General features: G+C 60.7%; 17 protein-coding genes. 6 read left to right on the top strand and 11 right to left on the bottom strand.

Annotated elements, in window-relative coordinates; all coding sequences use genetic code 11:
- Window positions 1–5: 5 nt before the first annotated feature.
- The 8 genes from WA157_RS11710 to WA157_RS11675 all read right to left on the bottom strand — a co-directional run bounded on the left by WA157_RS11710 (window position 6) and on the right by WA157_RS11675 (window position 9,254).
- On the bottom strand, window positions 6–305 hold the full coding sequence (locus WA157_RS11710) for a hypothetical protein (RefSeq protein WP_422621126.1): 300 nt from the start codon (window positions 303–305) through the stop codon (window positions 6–8).
- A 58-nt stretch (window positions 306–363) separates the two neighbouring features.
- Window positions 364–618 carry a MoaD/ThiS family protein gene (locus WA157_RS11705; RefSeq protein ID WP_422621125.1) on the bottom strand — a complete coding sequence of 85 codons (255 nt, stop codon included), beginning with the start codon at window positions 616–618 and terminating at the stop codon, window positions 364–366.
- Between the two features lie 18 nt (window positions 619–636).
- The gene (locus tag WA157_RS11700; RefSeq protein ID WP_422621124.1) at window positions 637–1,929 is read right to left on the bottom strand and encodes an NAD(P)/FAD-dependent oxidoreductase; all 1,293 of its coding nucleotides are present in this window, start codon (window positions 1,927–1,929) and stop codon (window positions 637–639) included.
- 63 nt (window positions 1,930–1,992) lie between these two features.
- Window positions 1,993–3,846, bottom strand: coding sequence for an aldehyde ferredoxin oxidoreductase family protein (locus WA157_RS11695; protein WP_422621123.1), 1,854 nt, complete (start codon window positions 3,844–3,846; stop codon window positions 1,993–1,995).
- Between the two features lie 12 nt (window positions 3,847–3,858).
- Complete coding sequence (locus WA157_RS11690) at window positions 3,859–4,335, bottom strand: 4Fe-4S dicluster domain-containing protein (RefSeq protein ID WP_422621122.1); 477 nt, start codon at window positions 4,333–4,335, stop codon at window positions 3,859–3,861.
- Window positions 4,336–4,597: 262 nt separating this feature from the next.
- Window positions 4,598–5,896 (bottom strand): ethylbenzene dehydrogenase-related protein, encoded by a 1,299-nt coding sequence (locus tag WA157_RS11685; protein WP_422621121.1) that lies wholly within the window; start codon window positions 5,894–5,896, stop codon window positions 4,598–4,600.
- 195 nt (window positions 5,897–6,091) lie between these two features.
- Window positions 6,092–7,465: a sigma-54-dependent transcriptional regulator gene (locus WA157_RS11680; RefSeq protein ID WP_422621120.1), complete on the bottom strand. Its 1,374-nt coding sequence runs from the start codon at window positions 7,463–7,465 to the stop codon at window positions 6,092–6,094.
- Window positions 7,455–9,254, bottom strand: coding sequence for an ATP-binding protein (locus WA157_RS11675; protein ID WP_422621119.1), 1,800 nt, complete (start codon window positions 9,252–9,254; stop codon window positions 7,455–7,457). The genes WA157_RS11680 and WA157_RS11675 overlap by 11 nt, the downstream gene beginning before the upstream one ends.
- A gap of 89 nt (window positions 9,255–9,343) precedes the next feature.
- On the opposite strand from WA157_RS11675, the gene WA157_RS11670 reads away from it, so the two are divergent.
- Window positions 9,344–10,486, top strand: coding sequence for a helix-turn-helix domain-containing protein (locus WA157_RS11670; RefSeq protein ID WP_422621118.1), 1,143 nt, complete (start codon window positions 9,344–9,346; stop codon window positions 10,484–10,486).
- Window positions 10,487–10,507: 21 nt separating this feature from the next.
- Here WA157_RS11670 and WA157_RS11665 read toward each other — a convergent pair whose 3' ends face one another.
- On the bottom strand, window positions 10,508–11,275 hold the full coding sequence (locus tag WA157_RS11665; protein ID WP_422621173.1) for a TOBE domain-containing protein: 768 nt from the start codon (window positions 11,273–11,275) through the stop codon (window positions 10,508–10,510).
- A 141-nt stretch (window positions 11,276–11,416) separates the two neighbouring features.
- On the opposite strand from WA157_RS11665, the gene modA reads away from it, so the two are divergent.
- From modA to modC, 3 genes are read left to right on the top strand one after another with little or no spacing between them, the layout of a single operon-like run.
- The gene (modA, locus tag WA157_RS11660; RefSeq protein WP_422621117.1) at window positions 11,417–12,172 is read left to right on the top strand and encodes a molybdate ABC transporter substrate-binding protein; all 756 of its coding nucleotides are present in this window, start codon (window positions 11,417–11,419) and stop codon (window positions 12,170–12,172) included.
- Window positions 12,173–12,192: 20 nt separating this feature from the next.
- Window positions 12,193–12,882: a molybdate ABC transporter permease subunit gene (gene modB / locus WA157_RS11655; protein WP_422621116.1), complete on the top strand. Its 690-nt coding sequence runs from the start codon at window positions 12,193–12,195 to the stop codon at window positions 12,880–12,882.
- Window positions 12,879–13,988, top strand: coding sequence for a molybdenum ABC transporter ATP-binding protein (gene modC / locus WA157_RS11650; protein WP_422621115.1), 1,110 nt, complete (start codon window positions 12,879–12,881; stop codon window positions 13,986–13,988). Before modB ends, modC begins: the two co-directional genes overlap by 4 nt.
- A gap of 153 nt (window positions 13,989–14,141) precedes the next feature.
- On the opposite strand, the gene elbB is transcribed toward modC, so the two are convergent.
- Complete coding sequence (gene elbB / locus WA157_RS11645; protein WP_422621114.1) at window positions 14,142–14,822, bottom strand: isoprenoid biosynthesis glyoxalase ElbB; 681 nt, start codon at window positions 14,820–14,822, stop codon at window positions 14,142–14,144.
- A gap of 136 nt (window positions 14,823–14,958) precedes the next feature.
- Between elbB and WA157_RS11640 the strand changes: the two genes are divergently transcribed.
- Window positions 14,959–15,666, top strand: coding sequence for an AzlC family ABC transporter permease (locus tag WA157_RS11640; protein ID WP_422621113.1), 708 nt, complete (start codon window positions 14,959–14,961; stop codon window positions 15,664–15,666).
- Window positions 15,663–15,995 carry a branched-chain amino acid transporter permease gene (locus WA157_RS11635; protein ID WP_422621112.1) on the top strand — a complete coding sequence of 111 codons (333 nt, stop codon included), beginning with the start codon at window positions 15,663–15,665 and terminating at the stop codon, window positions 15,993–15,995. The genes WA157_RS11640 and WA157_RS11635 overlap by 4 nt, the downstream gene beginning before the upstream one ends.
- A 133-nt stretch (window positions 15,996–16,128) precedes the next feature.
- Here the strand turns inward: WA157_RS11635 and WA157_RS11630 are convergent, their stop codons facing one another.
- A complete protein-coding gene (locus tag WA157_RS11630; RefSeq protein WP_422621111.1) occupies window positions 16,129–18,084 on the bottom strand; it encodes a sigma-54-dependent Fis family transcriptional regulator in 1,956 nt (651 codons plus the stop codon).
- Window positions 18,085–18,125 lie beyond the last annotated feature (41 nt).

Below are 18,125 nucleotides of genomic sequence, written 5' to 3'. Positions count from 1 at the left end.
AGAACCTAGCCGCCGCCGCGCTGCATGTACAGGTCAAAGCGCTTCATGAAGGTGTAACGCCGGGCCTCATCGAGCCCGGCAAAACGGAAGCTGACCTGCAACACCGGGATGCTGATCAGGCCGATTACACGCGGTGCGGCCACCTGCCATTTCAGACCCAGCGCGCCGTCACCGATGCGCACGCCAGCGGACTTGGCCTGCAGTTTCCAGTGATGGTCGCCAATGGCCCGGGGCAGCCACATCAGCCACTCGGCCTCGGTACAGCCCATTTCGCGCTCAAATATTTCGGCGTAAAACGATTGCATTTTGATAGCACTCTGCGCTCATGGTACGGGGGCTAGAGGCCAATTTTCCATATAAAAATCAGCCACCCGCAATCGGTGGCCAGATGGCCAGCACATCGCCCTCGACCAGCGTTTGGTTCGCGCGTTTGTCTGGCGCGATGTAAGTGCCATTCACCAGCACCAGATGCACCTGCTTCGCCGGCAGCCGATACTGATCAACCAACTGGCCAATGGTGGTCTCCGGCGCAATGTCCAGCGCCACGAAGTTGGTGTACTTGGCATCTGCAGGCAGATAGTCGGTCAGCGACGCAAACAACTTGAGGGTAATTTTCATGCCCTGTCACCTGTCCGCTTAGCGCTTGCGCGCATCGGCACCCGACCAGTCGCCCTGCCCCAGCGCCGAGGCCTGGTAGGCTTCCACCAGGCGGGTGGGGTCTTGCATCAGCTTGTCTTTCCAGGCCCCCAGCTTGATCTGGCCTTCAACCAGGCCGCGCATCACGCCGATGTGCTCGGTCCAGCCAACCGCGTTGCAGCCCACCATCACATCATCCTGAAAACGCAGGCTCAGGTGGCGGCCGGAGGCCTTGTCGGTCAGCTCCACATGGTCGCAGCCCGGCGTACCCTGCCAGTCGCCAAAGCTGGCCGAGATCAGGCCCAGGGTGTCGAGCACGTTGATTTGCGTCACACCATTGAGGTCGGCCTGCGCCGGCCTGCCCTGCGCGAACGCGACCATGTTGGCGGCAGCGATGCGCGCCTGCTCGGCGGCGTTGGGCTGGATGGCGCTGACCATGGTCTTGCCGCTGACCTTGTCAAAGGCCTCGGCGCAATCACCGGCGGCAAAAACGCCGGGCACATTGGTTTGCAGGTGTTCATCCGTCAACACCCCCAGCAGACAGGTAATGCCGGAATGTTCCAGAAAACCAATCGCCGGGCGCACCCCTGCGGCGCTGATGACCAGATCAGCCTGCATGGTGGTGCCATTGGACAGCTTCACGTTCAAAGGGGTGCCGGGTTCAATCGACTCGACCCGGGTGCCGGTAAAGACCTCAACCCCCTTGGACTCGCACCAGTCGCGGATCATGCCGCCCGCCGTCGGGCCCATCATGCGCGGCACCATGCGGTCACCCATTTCAACCACGCTCAGGTGTACACCGCGCGCCGTCAGCGCTTCCATGATGATGCAGCCGATAAAACCAGCGCCGAGTTGCAGCACCCGCGCACCCGGCATGGCCCGTTCGGCAATGGCACGTGCGTCAGCCAGCGTCCAGCAGGTGTGAACCCCTTCGGACTGGATGCCAGGAATGGGCGGGCTCACCGGATGCGAGCCGGTGGCGATCAACAAGGTGTCATAGGCGAGCGTTTCACCACTCGTAAAAGCTATTGTTTTTGCAGCTGACTGTACAGACTGCACGCGGGCCTGAAGCACTTTTATCTTTAAATCTTCAAAATGCGTCGGACTTTTGCGCAGATAAGTGCCACGTTCGTCGATATTGCCCATCAACAGGTAGGGAATGGCCATGCGCGAGTAAGACGGCTCCGGCTCATCACCGATCACCGTGATGCTATCCTGGGCACTGAGCTTGCGAATGGTTTCAGCGGCAATGACACCGGCTGGGCCGGCACCGAGGATGACGTGATGGGTCATGTAATTCTCCAGAAAAAAAACGGCTCCTTGCAGAGCCGTCATGTTAGGTGGCAGGGACGACGTTTACAAGCTCAGGCGTTCCCGTGTGGCGGCCGTTGGACGACCCTCAGGATCCCAGCCGCGCGCTTCATAGTACAGCGGCAGCATGGTGGCCAACTCATTGAACTTGCCTTTCGCCGGACCGGTCTTGCAGGCACCCTCAACACTGGTCAAACGCGGTGGCAGACTGTCGTCGGCTTTGGTGAAGCCGGCGCGGTTGTTGAACTCGCGCTCCATGTTCCAGATGCGTTCACCAATTTTTGCCAGCTCTTCAATGGTGTACTGCTCACCGCAGGCAGCCTGCATTTGCGGTGACAGGTCTTGCAGACCCCAGGCAAAGGTGGTGAAGATGCACAGGCCAGCCGAGTCAAACGCAGCGGTGGCATCCTGGAAGGCCTTGACCAGCTCGGGCTTGCCTTTGGATTCGAGCGGATCGGTCTTGACCGGGATCCCCAGAACTTCTGATGCGATGGTGTAGCCGCGCAAGTGGCAGCCACCGCGGTTGCTGGTGGCATACGCCAGGCCAATACCCTGGATGGCACGGCTGTCATAGGCCGGGAACTCCTGACCCTTGCTACTCATGCTGAGTTCCGGGTGACCATACTTGGCCGTCAGGCGTTTGGAACCCATGGCAATTTCCTTGCCAAAACCACGGCCGTTGACCGTCTCTTCGGCCAGGAAGGCCACCGCACGGGCGGAGCCAAAGGGTGCTTCAATGCCGAGCTGTTCTTTGGTGAGTATCCCCATGCCGTAGAGCTCCATCACCGCACCAATCGTTGCGCCAAAGGTGATGGGGTCGATGCCTTCTTCGTTGCACAGCAAGTTGACGTATTGCAGAGCTTCCAGGTCATTCACACCATTGGCAGCACCCAGCGCCCAGGCGGCCTCGTATTCCAGACCACCGTTGGCACCGCGGTATTGAGGCTTGTTCTCGATGGTGAAGTGGCCTTCATCCATCTTGCTGATGCGCCCGCAGGCAATGGTGCAGCCAAAACAGGCCTGGTTGGTCACCAACTGCTTTTTGCCATCCGTTTTGCGCGGCGTGGCCATGGCCTCCGCACCAATATCTTTGGCACCTTCGAACTGCACTTCCTGGTGATTGCGGGTAGGCAAAGCACCAATTTCGTTGATCACACTCATCAGCACCTGGGTGCCCATGGCGGGCAGGCCGGTGCCGGTGACACCGTTTTCGGCCAGGATTTTTTTGGCGGCTTTGGTCGCTGCCATGAAAGCTTTCGGGTCACGGATGTTGCCCACGCCTTTGGTACCGCGCACGGCAATCGCCTTGAGGTTTTTGCTGCCCATGACCGCACCGACGCCGGAGCGACCGGCAGCACGGTGCAAGTCGTTGACCACGGCAGCAAACAGCACGCCATTTTCTCCGGCCTTGCCAATGGAGGACACGCGAGTCAGCGGGTCTTGCAGGCCCTTCTTGATAATTTCTTCAGTTTCCCAGACGCTCTTGCCCCACAGGTGGGAGGCATCACGCAGCTCGGCCAGGTCGTCATTGACGTACAAGAAGACGGGTTTGGCGCTCTTGCCTTCAAAAATGACCATGTCCCAGCCAGCCATCTTGAATTCAGCACCCCAGTAACCGCCCGAGTTGGAGCAGGCAATGGCGCCAGTCAGCGGACCTTTGGTGATCACCGTGTAGCGGCCTCCGGTGGAGGCCATGGTGCCGGTCAGCGGGCCGGTGGCCCAGATGATCTTGTTGTCGGCAGAAAGTGGGTCAACCGTGGCATCCACTTCCTCGACCAGGTACTTGGTACCCAAGCCGCGTGAGCCGATGTAGGCCTGTGCCCATTCCATGTTGAGGGGTTCAGACTTGACGGTGCCCGCGGTCAAGTTAACGCGGAGGATTTTTCCAGCCCATGACATGATGCGTGCTCCTTAAGCGGCGGTAGGTTGATTGCCAAGCTTGTCGGCCCATTGAGCCATCTTGCCCAAGCCGGTCCAGTTGGCGTCAATGAAGGTGATGGCGCCGGTGGGGCAAGCGTCAGCACAGGCCGGCTCGCCGCCGCACAAGTCGCATTTCTGCACTTTGCCGGTCTCCTGCACATAGTTGATGGTGCCAAACGGGCAGGCAATGGTGCAGACCTTGCAGCCAACGCACGTCGTTTCGTTCACCACCTTGGCGCCGGTCAGCTTGTCCACCGTAATGGCCTCGACCGGGCAGGCATGCAGGCACCACGCCTCATCGCATTGCGTGCAGGTGTAGGGCACTTTTTTGCCGGTGTGGTGAAAGTCAAAGACCTTGATTCGGGATTTGGCGGTGGCGAAAGTGCCGTAGTTCTCAAAAGAACAAGCCATTTCGCACTGCAGACAACCGGTGCACTTGTCTGCGTTGATGTGCAACACCTTTTGCATGTGTGTCTCCTTGGGGTAGCGGCACGCCTGATGCAATGCCTATGAAATGAAATACATAGCCATTGTTAGGCGTTCGGGGCACTTGATACCTAGGGAAAACCCTAGCTAATCATGCCGAATATCATGAAATTCTCAAATTGCAACAGGGGAGACATCGAAGGCGCCCGACCCGTTGATCGGCCATTTGAAAATCCAGAATATAAAAAGAAACGCCACAGCAAGGATGACCCCTGCGGTGGCGTTTAAGTTAAGTGAAAAGGAATTACGGCAGTTTCACAGCCTCAATGTCAGCCTTGGCGCCGATACCCAAGGTTTTGACGAACGAAACCTGATGCCCACGGGTGGTGATGTTGTCGTCATGTACGGCAAAGCCCACGTTGTACACGCTGCCAGCCTTCAAAGACTTGTCATCCGCATTGGTCAAGCCCAGCGGGCGCACCAGCACCACAGTCCACTTTCCGTCCTTCCAGGCGGCCGTGGCGTTGTTGTCGGCCGCCGAGCCCTTGGCGTCTTCACGACTGACGACATAGTCAGGAATCATGTCGCCCTCTTTCCAACCAGCAGTCGGGTCAAACGGCACGGCATTTTGCTCGCGGATCAGGAAATGATCTCCCTTGCGCAGTTGGTCGGCAGTGATCGATTTGTAGCCGACTTTCTTTGCGTCCCACATGAACTTGGGCTCGTGGGTTTTGGCATCCGCATTGCTACCAAACATGTCTTTGCCGGCATCGCTCAAGCGCCACTCCATCACATGGCCGTCGTCAGCCATGCCGACTGCGTGGCTGCGGTGGGCACGCCACTGAATCAGGTCGACAAATTTACCTTCGCCCTTGAGCTTGGCAAGTTCTTCCACCGTTTTGCCGGTTTTCCAGTCGAGCGGGTCGGTGCGGCTATCGGGCAGGTATTTGCGTACATCGCCCTTCTTGATTGCAGTCAACATCGGGTTGGCGGCGACTTCATCCTTGGTGAACTGCTTGGGCATGTCACGTTCGCCATCATGGCAGGTCAACCAGCAGCCCTGTTCGGCAAAACCAGCCACCTTGCCGTCGTCAATGATAATGGACATGCGGTCTTCGTAAATACCAGGCTGTTTGCCGTCCTGCACCACTTTGTCCAGTTTCGGGAAACCCCAAACCTTCCATTCCTTGCCGTCAAAGCGCAGGTACTGGTGTTCGCTACCTGGAAAGGGTTGGTCTGTCTTCCATTCGTAACGCAGGTAAAGATTCTTGGCGTCATAAGCCGCCTGCACACTCAGGTCTTTGTAGCCACTTTTCCCGGCAACCGGCATGGGTTCCAGGGGACCGGCCTTGACCAGCTTCTCGCCCAGGTCTTTTTCCTCATCCTTCTCGTCGTGGCAAGAGACGCAAGCAGCGCCTTTGGCAACTTTTGACGCGCCTTTGTGTGCCTTGCTGCGCAGCCATTCATACGAAGACTGCCCCGGATAGAACAGCTGGATCGAACTGGCCTGAATTTTGGACCAGTCGATGTTGACCGGATCGGCGGCCGAGGCGTAGTTTGCGCTCAAGGCCGCAAAGGCCAGAATAAATGCACTTTTTTTCATCGCGTTACTTCCTATAAAAAATAAAGACTATGCAAGCGCTGTGCCACCTTCCATTACATGGTTTTAGATCACCGTTCTGACATCTTCTGGTTGATCTAGATAAAGGCGATTTACTGCAGAGGACCCATAGAAATTTCGGTGTTTTTCGGCTAACTAGAAATTGATAGCATCGTCACCAAATCATGACAAATGTCACTATTCAGTGACAAAACCCCAGCGCTTCATCCGCACATAAAGATTCTGCCGGGGAATGCCGCTGGAACGGGCCGCCTCCGACATATTGCCGCCGGCCGCTTCAAGCAGACGCCGCATATAGTCGCGCTCAAACTCGGCCCGTGCCTCCTGGTAAGCGAGTGTCGGCAGGGCTGTGGTCTTATCCTGCAGCTCAAGCTCGGGCTGGAAATCGCAGGTCGGACTGAGGTGACTCGCGTCAATGACGCCGCCGGGTTGAAGCGCAACGACACGTTCAATGCAATGCTGCAATTCGCGCACGTTGCCCGGCCAGCGACAGGCCTCCAAAGCACGGACCGCTGCCGGTGTGAAGGGGCCGCAATCCTTGCCAAACTTGGTGTTGTAGCGATCCAGAAAGTGCACCGCCAGGCGGACGATGTCGTCGCCACGCTCACGCAGCGGCGGCAGGCTGAGCGCGACCACGTTGATGCGATAGTAGAGGTCCTCGCGGAAACGTCCTGCCTTGACCTCGCCGGCGAGCGGACGATTGGTTGCGCAGATCAGGCGAAAATCCGTCTTGCGCGGGTTGGTGCTGCCGATGCGGCAGAAGCTGCGGTCCTGCAGCACGCGCAACAGGCTGCTCTGCAATTTGGGGCTCATGTCAGCAATCTCGTCGAGGAACAGATTGCCACCATGCGCTTTCTCGAAGTAGCCGGGATTGGCCTGAGCCGCGCCGGTAAAGGCGCCTTTTTCATAGCCAAAGAGCAGGCTTTCCAACAAGGACTCCGGCAAGCCGCCGCAGTTGACTTCGAGGTAGGGTTTGGAAGAACGCAGACTCCAGGCGTGGATCAGTTTGGCGATAACGTCCTTGCCGGTGCCGCTTTCACCTTCGAGCAGCACGGTGGTGTCCAGTGCGGCAACCTCACGAACTTGACCCAGCAGCCGCTCCATGGGCGGCGACTGGCCGATGATGTTGGGCGCACCCGATTCAACTGCCAGGCGGGTGCGCAAGCTGTCAATTTCACGGTAGGCGCGATCGAGCTCAAGCGCCTTCCCGATCACCGCTTCCAACGCCTCCAGGTCCTCAAACGGCTTGGTCAGGTAATCAAACAAACCTTCGCGCACGGCGGCCACCGCGTCGCGCACATCAGCATACCCCGTGATCAGAATGGCCACCAGTTTGGGACGTTGCAAGCGGAACTCGCGCAGCAGGTCAAGCCCCTTGTCCTTCGGCAGGCGCTGATCCATCAGCACCAAATTGAAGTCAATCGCAGCAAATAATTCCCGCGCAAGCTCACCGCTCTCGGCCAGATGCACTTCAGCGCTCTTGCGCATCAGTTGCTCAATCAGCGTGCGGGTGTAGCGGTCGTCGTCAACGACCAATATTTTAGGCAGCATGTTCAAGCTGATCCGGTGTGTTGTCTTTCCATAACTTATTGTCTTCCGGCAACCAGACCGCAAATTGCGTGCCACCACCAGGCTGCCCGCTGGCACTGACATACCCGCCGTGCAGCAGAGCCACGTGTTGGACGACCGGCAGACCCAGGCCGGTGCCGTCGCGGCGGGTCGTAAAGAAAGGCAGAAATATCTTCTCCAGGAGGTCCGGGGCAATACCCCGGCCCTGGTCGGTCACCGAGAGCCGCCATCCCGGCGCGCCACTGTCCGGATGCACGGCCCGGTCAAGCGCGATGACAATCGCACCGTCTCCGACAGTGGCTTGGGCCGCATTGAGCAGAAGATTGAAAAGCGCGTGCCGGATCAGGATCGGATCCACGGTGAGGACCACCGCCTGTGCGGGCAGGCGCAGGTCCACCGGCAACTGTCGACGCTCAGTCTGACGAAACAGCAGCACCGTCTCCTCGATCACCTGCGCCATTGACGTGAGCCGAGCTTCACAACTCGACACCTTGGCAAAGCGCAACATGGATTGAATCAGGGCATGGCAGTCCGCACCTGCGCGATGAATTTCGGTCAGCAGCTCACGCGTGCGCTGGGGGTCATCCGCCTCTCGCTTGGCCAGTTGCGCCAGGTTGACCACACCCACCAGCGGGTTGTTGAGTTGGTGCGCAATCTCGCCCACCATCGTGCCCAAAGCCGATAGCTTTTCAATTTGCAACATGCGCTGGTGTTCGCTGCCCACGCGCAGCAACTGGTGCTCCAGATCGTGCTGGCGCTGGTAGTCACGCTCGACCCGGTCCAGGGCAAAATAGAACGACCCCAACACACCAACACCGGCCACCAGGCTCAACAAGGTCGCCGCCAGGATTGACATCTGAAAGGTCTTCTGCAACCCGGAAATGTCGAGCATCACCACCAGGTCGCTGATGCGGCGCCCGCCGGCATCGGCCATCGGCAACATGGCCAGATGCAATATCCGCTGGCCGTCTTCGAACACTGCGGTACGCCCCGCTCGCAAGCTGGCAAGAACGCGGTCGTTCAGGGCGGCAGGCACTTGACTGGCTGTCTGCGCCACCAGCACCTGGGCGTCAAACCGGTCCCAGCTCCCTTGGCGATTGAACAATGCCAGGCCATGCTGCCATTGTTGGGGCAAGATCAGATCCTTGTCCACCATCACCAGCAAGTCGACCGACAGGCTGTCGCGGATTTCATCCACCAGATAGCCAACCTCTTCGCCAATCTCGAGGTAGCCCAGCAGGCGGTCCTGGCTGCGCCATGGCACGACCAGCCGCAAGGTCAACGTCCCGAGTGGCCCCAGCTCAATGCCATGCACGGCAATACCCTGGTCGCGCGCCTTGATCGAGGTTTCTCGGTCAATCAAATCACCAAACTGGCCGGGGCTATGCAGGCGCAGCACGTTGACCAGATCAGGACCGTTGAAGTAGAGGTGGGTGATGCGATGGTCAGCGCGCAAGGTTTCAAACAGAGGCCCCGCTTCGCGCACCAGCGCGTCGCGGTCACGGCTGGCAAAAGCCGCCTCGATGGCTCGATTGCCCATCATCGTGCGCAGCACAGCCTGCATCAGACTTGTATCCTTGCTGAGCTTTTGGTCCACCAATTTCGCCACAGCCGCCACGCGGGCAGCCAGCGCCCGGTCGCGAACCTGCACCTGCAGGTAATAGGCCGTCGCCACGAATGCTGCCAGAATAAAAGTGAGCACGATCGCGAACGGCCAGATGAAGGTGGCCTTGACCCGTCGGGGTTTGGCGCTGAGAGTGGTTGGTTTCACGGCTGAGAGTGTGCACGAATCTGTGCCTATTTCCGGACAAAGCCGCAAGAACGCAAAAATGCGATAAATTTGGCCACTTGCTGAAAACCATGAGTCACTCATTACCCCCTGCTGTCGCCAGCGCCCCCAACACCAGCCCGGCCCTGCGCCTGGCAGGCATTGAGCAAGCCCGACGCACCGCGCTGCTGGAACACGCTACGCTGCCAGCTGGCTGGATTGCGCCCTGGATTGAACGCTCGTGGCAACGCTGCATCGACCTCGGGCTGCAACACCACGAGGCCGCCACATTCAGCCAGGTGTCCACAGCGCAGATGCGCCGGACGCTGGAGGCCAGCCAGCAACTGGTACAGACTGCCAAGCCGGTTTTGGAGCACCTCGCGCGTGCCATTGTCAATACCCGCTACTTCGCCATTCTGACCAACGCTTGTGGCGTAGTGGTCGATGCAAGCGGCGCTATTGACCACTCGGACCCACGTGCCCACCTGATCACACGGGTGGGCACCGATCTGTCCGAACGCAGCATTGGCACCACCGCCATTGGCACCGCCCTGACTGAACTTCAACCGGTCTGGCTGCACCGGGGTGAACATTTCTTTGAGACCACCTCGGTCTACAGTTGTGCCGGTGCGCCACTTTTTGGGCCAGACGGCGCATGCGTGGGCATGCTGGATGTGACCGGCATTGACGCACAAGAGCGACCCGAGCTCAAACACCTGGTCGTGCAATCAGCCAGCAAAATTGAAAATGCACTGGTCACCGCGCAAGCCCACGCCTTGCTGCTGCGGCTGAACTGGCCGGGCAACATCCTGGGCACGGATGCCGATGGCATCCTGTGCCTGGACGCAGACGGCTGGGTGACTGGGGCCAACCCGGTGGCGCGTCAGATGGTGCCCGGTCTGGCGATAGCCGGGGTGACTGCCGTGCATATCAGCGAGGTGTTTGGTATTCCCTATGAGCAACTTTTCGGTGCAGCGAAACGCCCCGGCAGCGCGCTTGAGCTGCCACTGTGGAGCGGACTGCGCCTGCAGGCGCAAGTCATCGCACGGGCCGACGAGACACACCCGCTGCAATCGGGCCCCGCCAGCGCGCCAACCCTGGCGCTGCGCGAGGTCGAGGCCGCCATGATCCGCCAGGCGGTTGTCGACGCACGCGGCAGCGTCGGGCAAGCCGCCCGCGCTTTGGGCATCAGCCGCGCCACGGTGTACCGCAAGCTGGGACAAAAATCCACCTGACCTGGCGGGCTTGACGAGCCCTTAAACCCGCGCCAGCACCACCGCGTTTTCTTCCACACTTGCCGTCACCGTGCTGCCAGCGCGCAGGCGGCTGGGGTGGTCCGCAAAGCCCACCAGTTGCAGTTCACCCGGCAAGGTCATCACCACTTCGTCGCGCACGCTGCCGCGTGACAAACGGGTTACTTTGCCTGCGATCAGGTTGACGTGTTCACGCGCGGGCACAGCACCTGCCATGATTCGCACTGCCGTCGCCTTGCACAGCGCCAACACCGCCAGACCTGGCTGCAAGCCCAGCAACTCGGCACTTTCACGGGTGATGGACGAGATGATTTGCACGCTTGGCGGCAAAGCCAGAACAACGCGCACCATCGGGTCACCGGGCGTTGACATCATCAATTGCGTCACCCGGCACGGCGAGTTGTTGCGCATGCTGGTACGCAAGCCCGCGCCTGGCAGCGCCTGCGCAGCGCCGCCGCTAAACCGCGCCAGCACGTCGCGCCGCGCCGCGTCCATCTGTCGCGCAGCATCGAGCAACTGCTCGCCTGCCGCGGTCAATTTGGCCCCGCCGCCCCCTGCCCCACCCACCGCCCGGTCCACCAGTGCCACGCCGGCCAGATTGGTCAAGGTATGAACCGCCTGCCAGGCGGCCTTGTAGCTCACCCCGGCTTGGCGGGCTGCCTCCGAGATGGACCCGGTGCTGCCGATCAAGCGCAGGATGTCCATGCGTTTGTCGGCCGGCTCGTGGCCCAGAGCCTCGATAGAAAAAACGTCTTTGCTCATGCCCGGCATTGTGCTGCAAGCGCCTGGCGTCTGTTGCGGGGGCAATTTCGATACACTTTCGTTATTCCTAATTAGAATAGCGATGCCACTTGCAGGGTCTGGCGACTTCGGTTTTGGCGCCTTTTTTTCGTTTTCACATGGAGTTTTCTGATGAGGCTTTGCATCAAAGATCTGACGCTTGGCGCTGTTGCACTGGCGTTTTCAGCCGCCAGCCTGGCCGACCAGGCGCAGGTGGCGGTAGCTGCCAACTTTGCCGAGCCCATCAAGGCAGTGGCCGCTGTGCTGGAAAAGACCACCGGACACACCCTCAAGGTCACGCTGGGGAGCACGGGCAAGCTCTATGCCCAGATCAAAAACGGCGCGCCGTTTGATGTGCTGCTGGCAGCCAACACCGCCACCCCCGCCGCGCTGGAGAGCGATGGTCTGACCACGCCCGGAAGCCGCTTCAGTTACGCCACCGGCAAGCTGGTCCTGTGGTCGGCCGATGCCAACAAGGTGGATGCCAGGGGCGACGTGCTCAAGAGCGGCAACTTTCGCAAGGTGGCTTACGCCAACCCCAAAACCGCGCCCTATGGCGCAGCGGCAGTGCAGGTCATGGACAAACTGGGCTTGACCTCTGCCCTGACGCCCAAGCTGGTGCAGGGCGAGAGCATTGGCCAGACCTTCAACTTTGTGCACACCGGCAATGCCGAACTGGGCTTTGTTGCCATGTCTCAAGTGCTCGAAGGCGGCAAGCTCAAGGGCGGCTCCATGTGGTTGATTCCGCAAGCCCTGTACAGTCCGATCCAGCAAGATGCCGTGCTGCTGCAGCACGGTGCCAACAACCCGGCGGCGCAAGCGCTGATGAAACTGCTGCAAAGCCCCAACATCAAAGACCTGATTCGCTCTTACGGGTATGACATTTGACATTCAGCGCACCCTCCGCCATGGCCCTGCTCACCTCATCTGACCTGCAAGCGATTGGTTTGACGCTGCAGGTGGCGGCTCTCACCACCGTCATCTTGCTGCTGGTGGGCACACCACTGGCCTGGTGGCTGGCGCGCACACGGTCATGGTTGAAAAAACCCATGGGCGCACTGGTGGCCATGCCGATCGTGCTGCCGCCGTCGGTGCTGGGCTTTTATCTGCTGGTGTTCATGGGGCCAAACGGCACTGTGGGGCAATGGACGCAGTCGCTGGGCCTGGGGCTGCTGCCGTTTACCTTCGCCGGGCTGGTGGTGGCATCGAGCTTTTACTCACTGCCATTCATGGTGCAGCCGATCCAGAACGCTTTTGCCAACATGGGCACGCGCCCACTGGAAGTGGCGGCCAGCCTGCGGGCCTCACCGCTGGATGCTTTTTTTAGCGTGGTGATGCCGCTGTGCAAACCCGGCTTTGTGACCGGCGCCATCATGTGTTTTGCCCATACCGTGGGCGAATTTGGCGTGGTGCTGATGGTGGGCGGCAACATTCCCGGTGTGACGCGCGTGGTATCGGTGCAGATTTACGACCACGTCGAGGCCATGGAGTATTCAGACGCGCACCGCTTGGCGGCCGTCATGCTGGGCTTTAGTTTTGTTGTGCTGCTGGCATTGCATGTCTACAACGACGCGCAGCGCAAAGGGGCTGGCGCATGAACACCAGACCGGAGCAAGGGAACAAAGACCCATCGGGGTTGACCTTGCAAGTGGCACTGCAACGCCAGGACTTTCGCCTGGAGATTGACCTTGAGCTGGCGGGTCACGGCATCACGGCCCTGTTTGGTCCGTCCGGCTCCGGCAAAACCACCGCCTTGCGGGTGCTCGCCGGCTTGGAGCCCATGGCGCAGGGCCGCGTCTGCGTGCAAGGCGAGGTGTGGCAAGACAGTACGCAAGGGGTCTTCAAACCGGTACACCAGCGCGCCCTGGGCTATGTGTTTCAAGAAGCCAGCCTCTTTGACCACCTCAATGTGCAAGAGAACTTGCAGTACGGCTTCAAGCGCACGCCTGCATCAGAGCGCTTCAAAAGCTGGGATCACACCCTGGACCTGCTGGGCATTGCGCACCTGCTCAAGCGCTCACCGCACGAACTCTCGGGCGGTGAGCGTCAACGGGTGGCCATCGCCCGCGCGCTCGCTGCGAGCCCGCGCCTGCTGCTGCTGGACGAGCCCATGGCCGCGTTGGATGCGCCGCGCAAGGCCGAGATACTGCCCTACCTGGAGCGGCTGCAAAGCAGGCTGGATATCCCGGTCATTTACGTCACCCATGCCATTGACGAAGTAGCGCGTCTGGCCGACCACCTGGTGCTGCTGGAGGCTGGCCGGGTCACGGCGCACGGGCCGACGGCTGAGCTGTTGACACGGCTGGACTTGCCACTGGCGCACGGCGACAGCGCCGGGGCCGTGCTGCACTGCAGCGTGGTCTCCCATGATGAAGCCGACCACCTCACACTGACCCGTTTTGCCGGTATTGATCTGGTGGTGCCGCGTCAAAACGCCGCCGTCGGCCAAACCTTGCGCGTGCGGGTGGCTGCGCGTGATGCCAGCCTGACCTTGCAACGCCAAACCAACACCAGCATTTTGAACATCCTGCCCGCCTCGGTGCTTGCCCTGTCGCCTGACGGCCCAGGCCAGGTGATGGTCGCGCTGCAAGTGGGCTCCAGCGCCCTGCTGGCACGCATCACGGCGCGTTCGGCTCACACGCTGGGGCTCGTGCCCGGCTTGGCGGTGTACGCGCAGATCAAAGGTGTGGCGATTCTGGGTTAGCCCAGCTGGCTTCAGGCAGACAGAATGTTACTATTAAATTAGTAGCTACACACGCTTATTTCACGCGGGCTAGAGGCCGATATACTATAAATAAATAGAGTAACGCGCATTCATGCAGGAGGCTCTGGGACCCAGAGCAGGATGCACTGGACCTCAAATGCGCTTGAGCACCTCGGCCACACAGCGCTCGATGCCGACAAACACGTCGCTCAGGCGCGCGTCGTCAAACATGTAGGCCGGGGTGGTCACGAGTTTATGCGCCTCATCAATCACGATCTCGCGCGCGTTGGGCGTGTTCTGGTGCTGCTGGCCGAGCTGATCCATGGCGGCGGCGACACCCGCATCGTTCCCCAAAGTCAATGTTGCGCTGTCATCCACTTGATGCAAGGCCAGCGCCACCAGTGCGGGGGCAATACAGATGGCACCCACCGGCTTTTTGGCGTCAAAAAAGCCACGCACAAAGTCCGCCACGTCAGGGCGTACCTCGGCATCTGCGCCCTTGAAGGCAAACGAGCAATTATTTTTGGCCACACCGTAGCCGCCGGGCATCACCAGCGCGTCATAGTCCGCCACCTTGGCCTGGGCCAGATCCAGACACTGGCCCAGGCGGGCAATGCGGCTGGACTCTTCCAGAATGTTGCGCTGTGCACCTGCCACCGGCTCACCGGTGATGTGGTTGATCACATGGAATTGCGGCGCGTTGGGCGCGATGCACTGAAACGCCGCGCCATGCTGATCCAGCGCCAGCAGGGTGAGCACCGCCTCGCGCACCTCAGAGCCATCAAGGTGGCCGCAGCCGGCGAGTAAAACAGCAATTTTTCGGGTTTTTGCCATGAAAGTCTCCTGAAGTATCAGCGAATTATCCTGCGCACAGCCCCCACTTCACAAGAGGGAGACGCCAGGCGGGGTCGTCAAGAGTCGGGCTGGCACAATGTTCGGTTCGGCCACTCATCTCAATTGCTCCTCTTTCATGCCCACCGCTTCTGCCCCATCACACGGCCCACAGCCCCCCCGCATCTCCGTGCTGTCGCTCTCGATTCCCGTCGCCATGGGTTATGTACCACTGGGCATGGTGTTTGGATTTTTGTTTGTGCAGGCGGGGGCCTCCTGGTGGCTGGCACTGCTGGCCAGCATCTTTGTCTTTGCCGGTGCCGCGCAATTCATGATGATCCCGATGCTTGGCCTGGGCTTGCCGGTGGCGAGCATCGCGCTGGCCACCTTGGTGGTGAACCTGCGCCACGTGTTCTACGGCCTGTCGCTGCTGGACAGACTGCCCGCTCAACCCTGGGCGCGCTGGTATCTGGTGTTTGCCTTGACGGACGAAACCTACTCGGTGCTGACCACCTTGCCGCCCGGCACCAGCACGCGCCAGATGGTGGCGGTGGCGCTGCTGAACCAGGGCTGGTGGGTGCTGGGCACGCTGCTGGGGGCGCTGATCGGCACCCAAGCCCAGGTGCCACTGCTTGGACTGGACTTTGCCCTGGCGGCTCTGTTTGCCGTGCTGGCGGTGGAGCAATGGCGCAGCGCCCACACGCCCGCGCCGCTGTGGGTGGCGGTGCTGAGCTACGCCGTGGCACAGGGCGTGGCCCCGCAACAGGCGCTGCTGATCGCCATTGGTCTGAGCGTGTTGGCCGGGCTGGTCTGGCCCCAAACATCGCCCCGGAAGGCCGCGCCATGATCGACACCCCCTACGCGCTGGGCGTGCTGGCGGCCATGGCTTTGGTGACCTTTGGCCTGCGCGCCTTGCCGTTTCTGGCGGCGCGCTTTCTGCAACGCCACCCACTGGTGCAACGCCTGGGGCGCTTTTTGCCGCTGGCCATCATGACGCTGCTGCTGTTGCATACGCTGGTCGGCAGCGCCCGCCAAAACCCGGCGGGCCCGTGGGCTGAACTGGCGGCAGTGACTGCCGTGGTGGTCTTGCAATGGTGGCGTCGGCACGCGCTCTTAAGCATTTTGGCGGGCACGGCGCTGTATGTGCTGCTGCGCAATCCGGGCTTGGCGGGGTAAATTTCCACGCTTTCGGCGACAGTCAGCTCACCTGGGCGGGCCTCAAAGCCTACCGGTGCAAAGCCCGCCGCGGCAGAAATAAGTCGGTCAGAAAACGTGATGAAATTCGCGTAATTGATGCTCGAATTTCGAGTCATTTCAAGGCCGCCAACTTGCGATATAGGGTCTGGCGGCTGATGCCCAGACGCCGCGCCGCCTGCGACATGTTGCCGCCACTGCTGTCCAGCGCCTGACAGATTGCAGTGTGTGAGAGCTGGCTCAGGTTCTGCGAGGGCTCGGCGGCCGCAGACGACATGGCAGGCCGCGTTTGAGGTGCAGTCGGTGCCGCCTGCACCGTCAAGTCATCTTGCAAATCGTCCGACAAGTGCGCCCAGTCAATACACAGCTCGTGCGGCTCCAGCATGGCGCTGGCGGTGCGCAAAGCATTGGCGTATTGGCGCACGTTGCCGGGCCAGGCGTAAACGCTCAAGCGCGCCAGCAACGCCGGGGTCACGTGAATGCTGCGCTGCGGGTTCAGGTCGGCCAGCAGCCGCTGGGTCAGCGCCGCAAAATCCGTACGCTCACGCAGGGCCGGCAGTTGCACCGTCAAACCATTGATGCGGTAATACAAGTCACTGCGAAAGCGCCCCAGCTCAGTGGCTTCGCGCAGTTTGCAGTGCGTGGCGCAAATCAGGCCGAAGTCCACCGCCACCGCCGAGCCACCACCCAGCGGACTGACCTCGCGTTCTTGCAACACACGCAGCAGGCGCGCCTGCATGGCCAGCGGCATGTCGCCAACCTCATCCAGAAACAGCGTGCCGCCATGGGCTTCACGCAGGCGGCCGGGGCTGCCCTCGCGCCGTGCACCGGTAAACGCGCCTGGCGCATAACCGAACAACTCGGCCTCAATCAGGTTCTCAGGCACGGCAGCGCAATTGATCGCCACAAAAGGCTTGCCGCGACGCGGGCCGCTGTCATGCACGGCGCGGGCAAAGAGCTCTTTACCAACCCCTGATTCACCCTGGATCAACAAAGGGATCGGCTTGTCCAGCACCCGGCGCACTTTGTCGGTGACACTGCGCCAGCGCACATCGCCGGTGTCGAGTTGCGTGAGCGCATCGCCAAGTTTCGGCATGGCGAGCGCTGGCGGGGCAATCTGCAGCGTGCCCTGCGCGACCTGCACCAGCACATACAGTTCAGTGCCATCACGCAGGCGAACCAGCCTGGGCTGATCGGGGCTGCGCAGGGGGCGCGAGAGCAAGTCGCTCAGGCGAACGTCCATCGCATGGGTCAATTGCACCGCACCCAAGGCGCGTGTTGCGAGTTTCAAGAAAGCCAGTCCGTTGCGGTTGGCCCCAACGATCCAACCGTCGTCCGACAGCGTCACAATGCCCTCGGCCACCGTGCCAATGCCCTCCCGCTGAGGATGCAAGAGCAGGCGCGTCTGGCACCGGCTGGCGTCGAGCATCAGGCTGTTTTCAATCATGCGCGCGGCTATGTTGACCAACCCCAGCGTGTGCGGGTGATCGCTGCGCTGGTCGCCTGAGATATCCAGAATGCCAAGCAATTCACCGCGCGCCGACACAATGGGGGCGGCAGTGCAACTCAGGAAAGCATTGCGCTCAAAAAAATGTTCGGCGCCGTGGATTTCAACGCCCTCAAGCTCGGCCAGCGCAGTGCCAATGGCGTTGGTACCGCGGTGCTGTTCCAGCCACGACGCACCGCTGGTCAAGGCCACTCGCTGGGCCTTGTTCAAAAAATCAGGATGACCCAAAGTGCGCATCAACGTGCCGCGTTGGTCCGCCAAAATTACCATGCCTTCGCTGGCGCGCACCTGGTCAAACAAATAATCCATCACCGGGCGTGAATGCGCCAGCAGTTCATGGTTGCGCGTCAGTATCTGGCGCAAGTCGATGGCGTTGGCATGCTCAGAGTCCGCCACGCGGTCCAAGGGAGACAGACCTGCCGCCAGACTGCGCTGCCATGAGCGCGCCAGGCGGGCACCAATGCCATCGGCCGGGCAGTCGCCATGCTCAATCAAACGCATGCGGGCTTGCCGCAAAACCGCGTCATGAAGTGTGGGTTGCACGTTGTCTCCTGCACAGCGCATGGTCTGTGATTTGTCGTTAGGGGTGGACCTGATGGTATCGG

This window comes from Rhodoferax ferrireducens, from assembly GCF_049302455.1.
In the GTDB taxonomy this organism is placed as follows: domain Bacteria; phylum Pseudomonadota; class Gammaproteobacteria; order Burkholderiales; family Burkholderiaceae_C; genus Rhodoferax; species Rhodoferax ferrireducens_B.
Note: the sequence above shows the minus strand (reverse complement) of the source record. Positions and strands in the feature narration are given on the sequence as shown.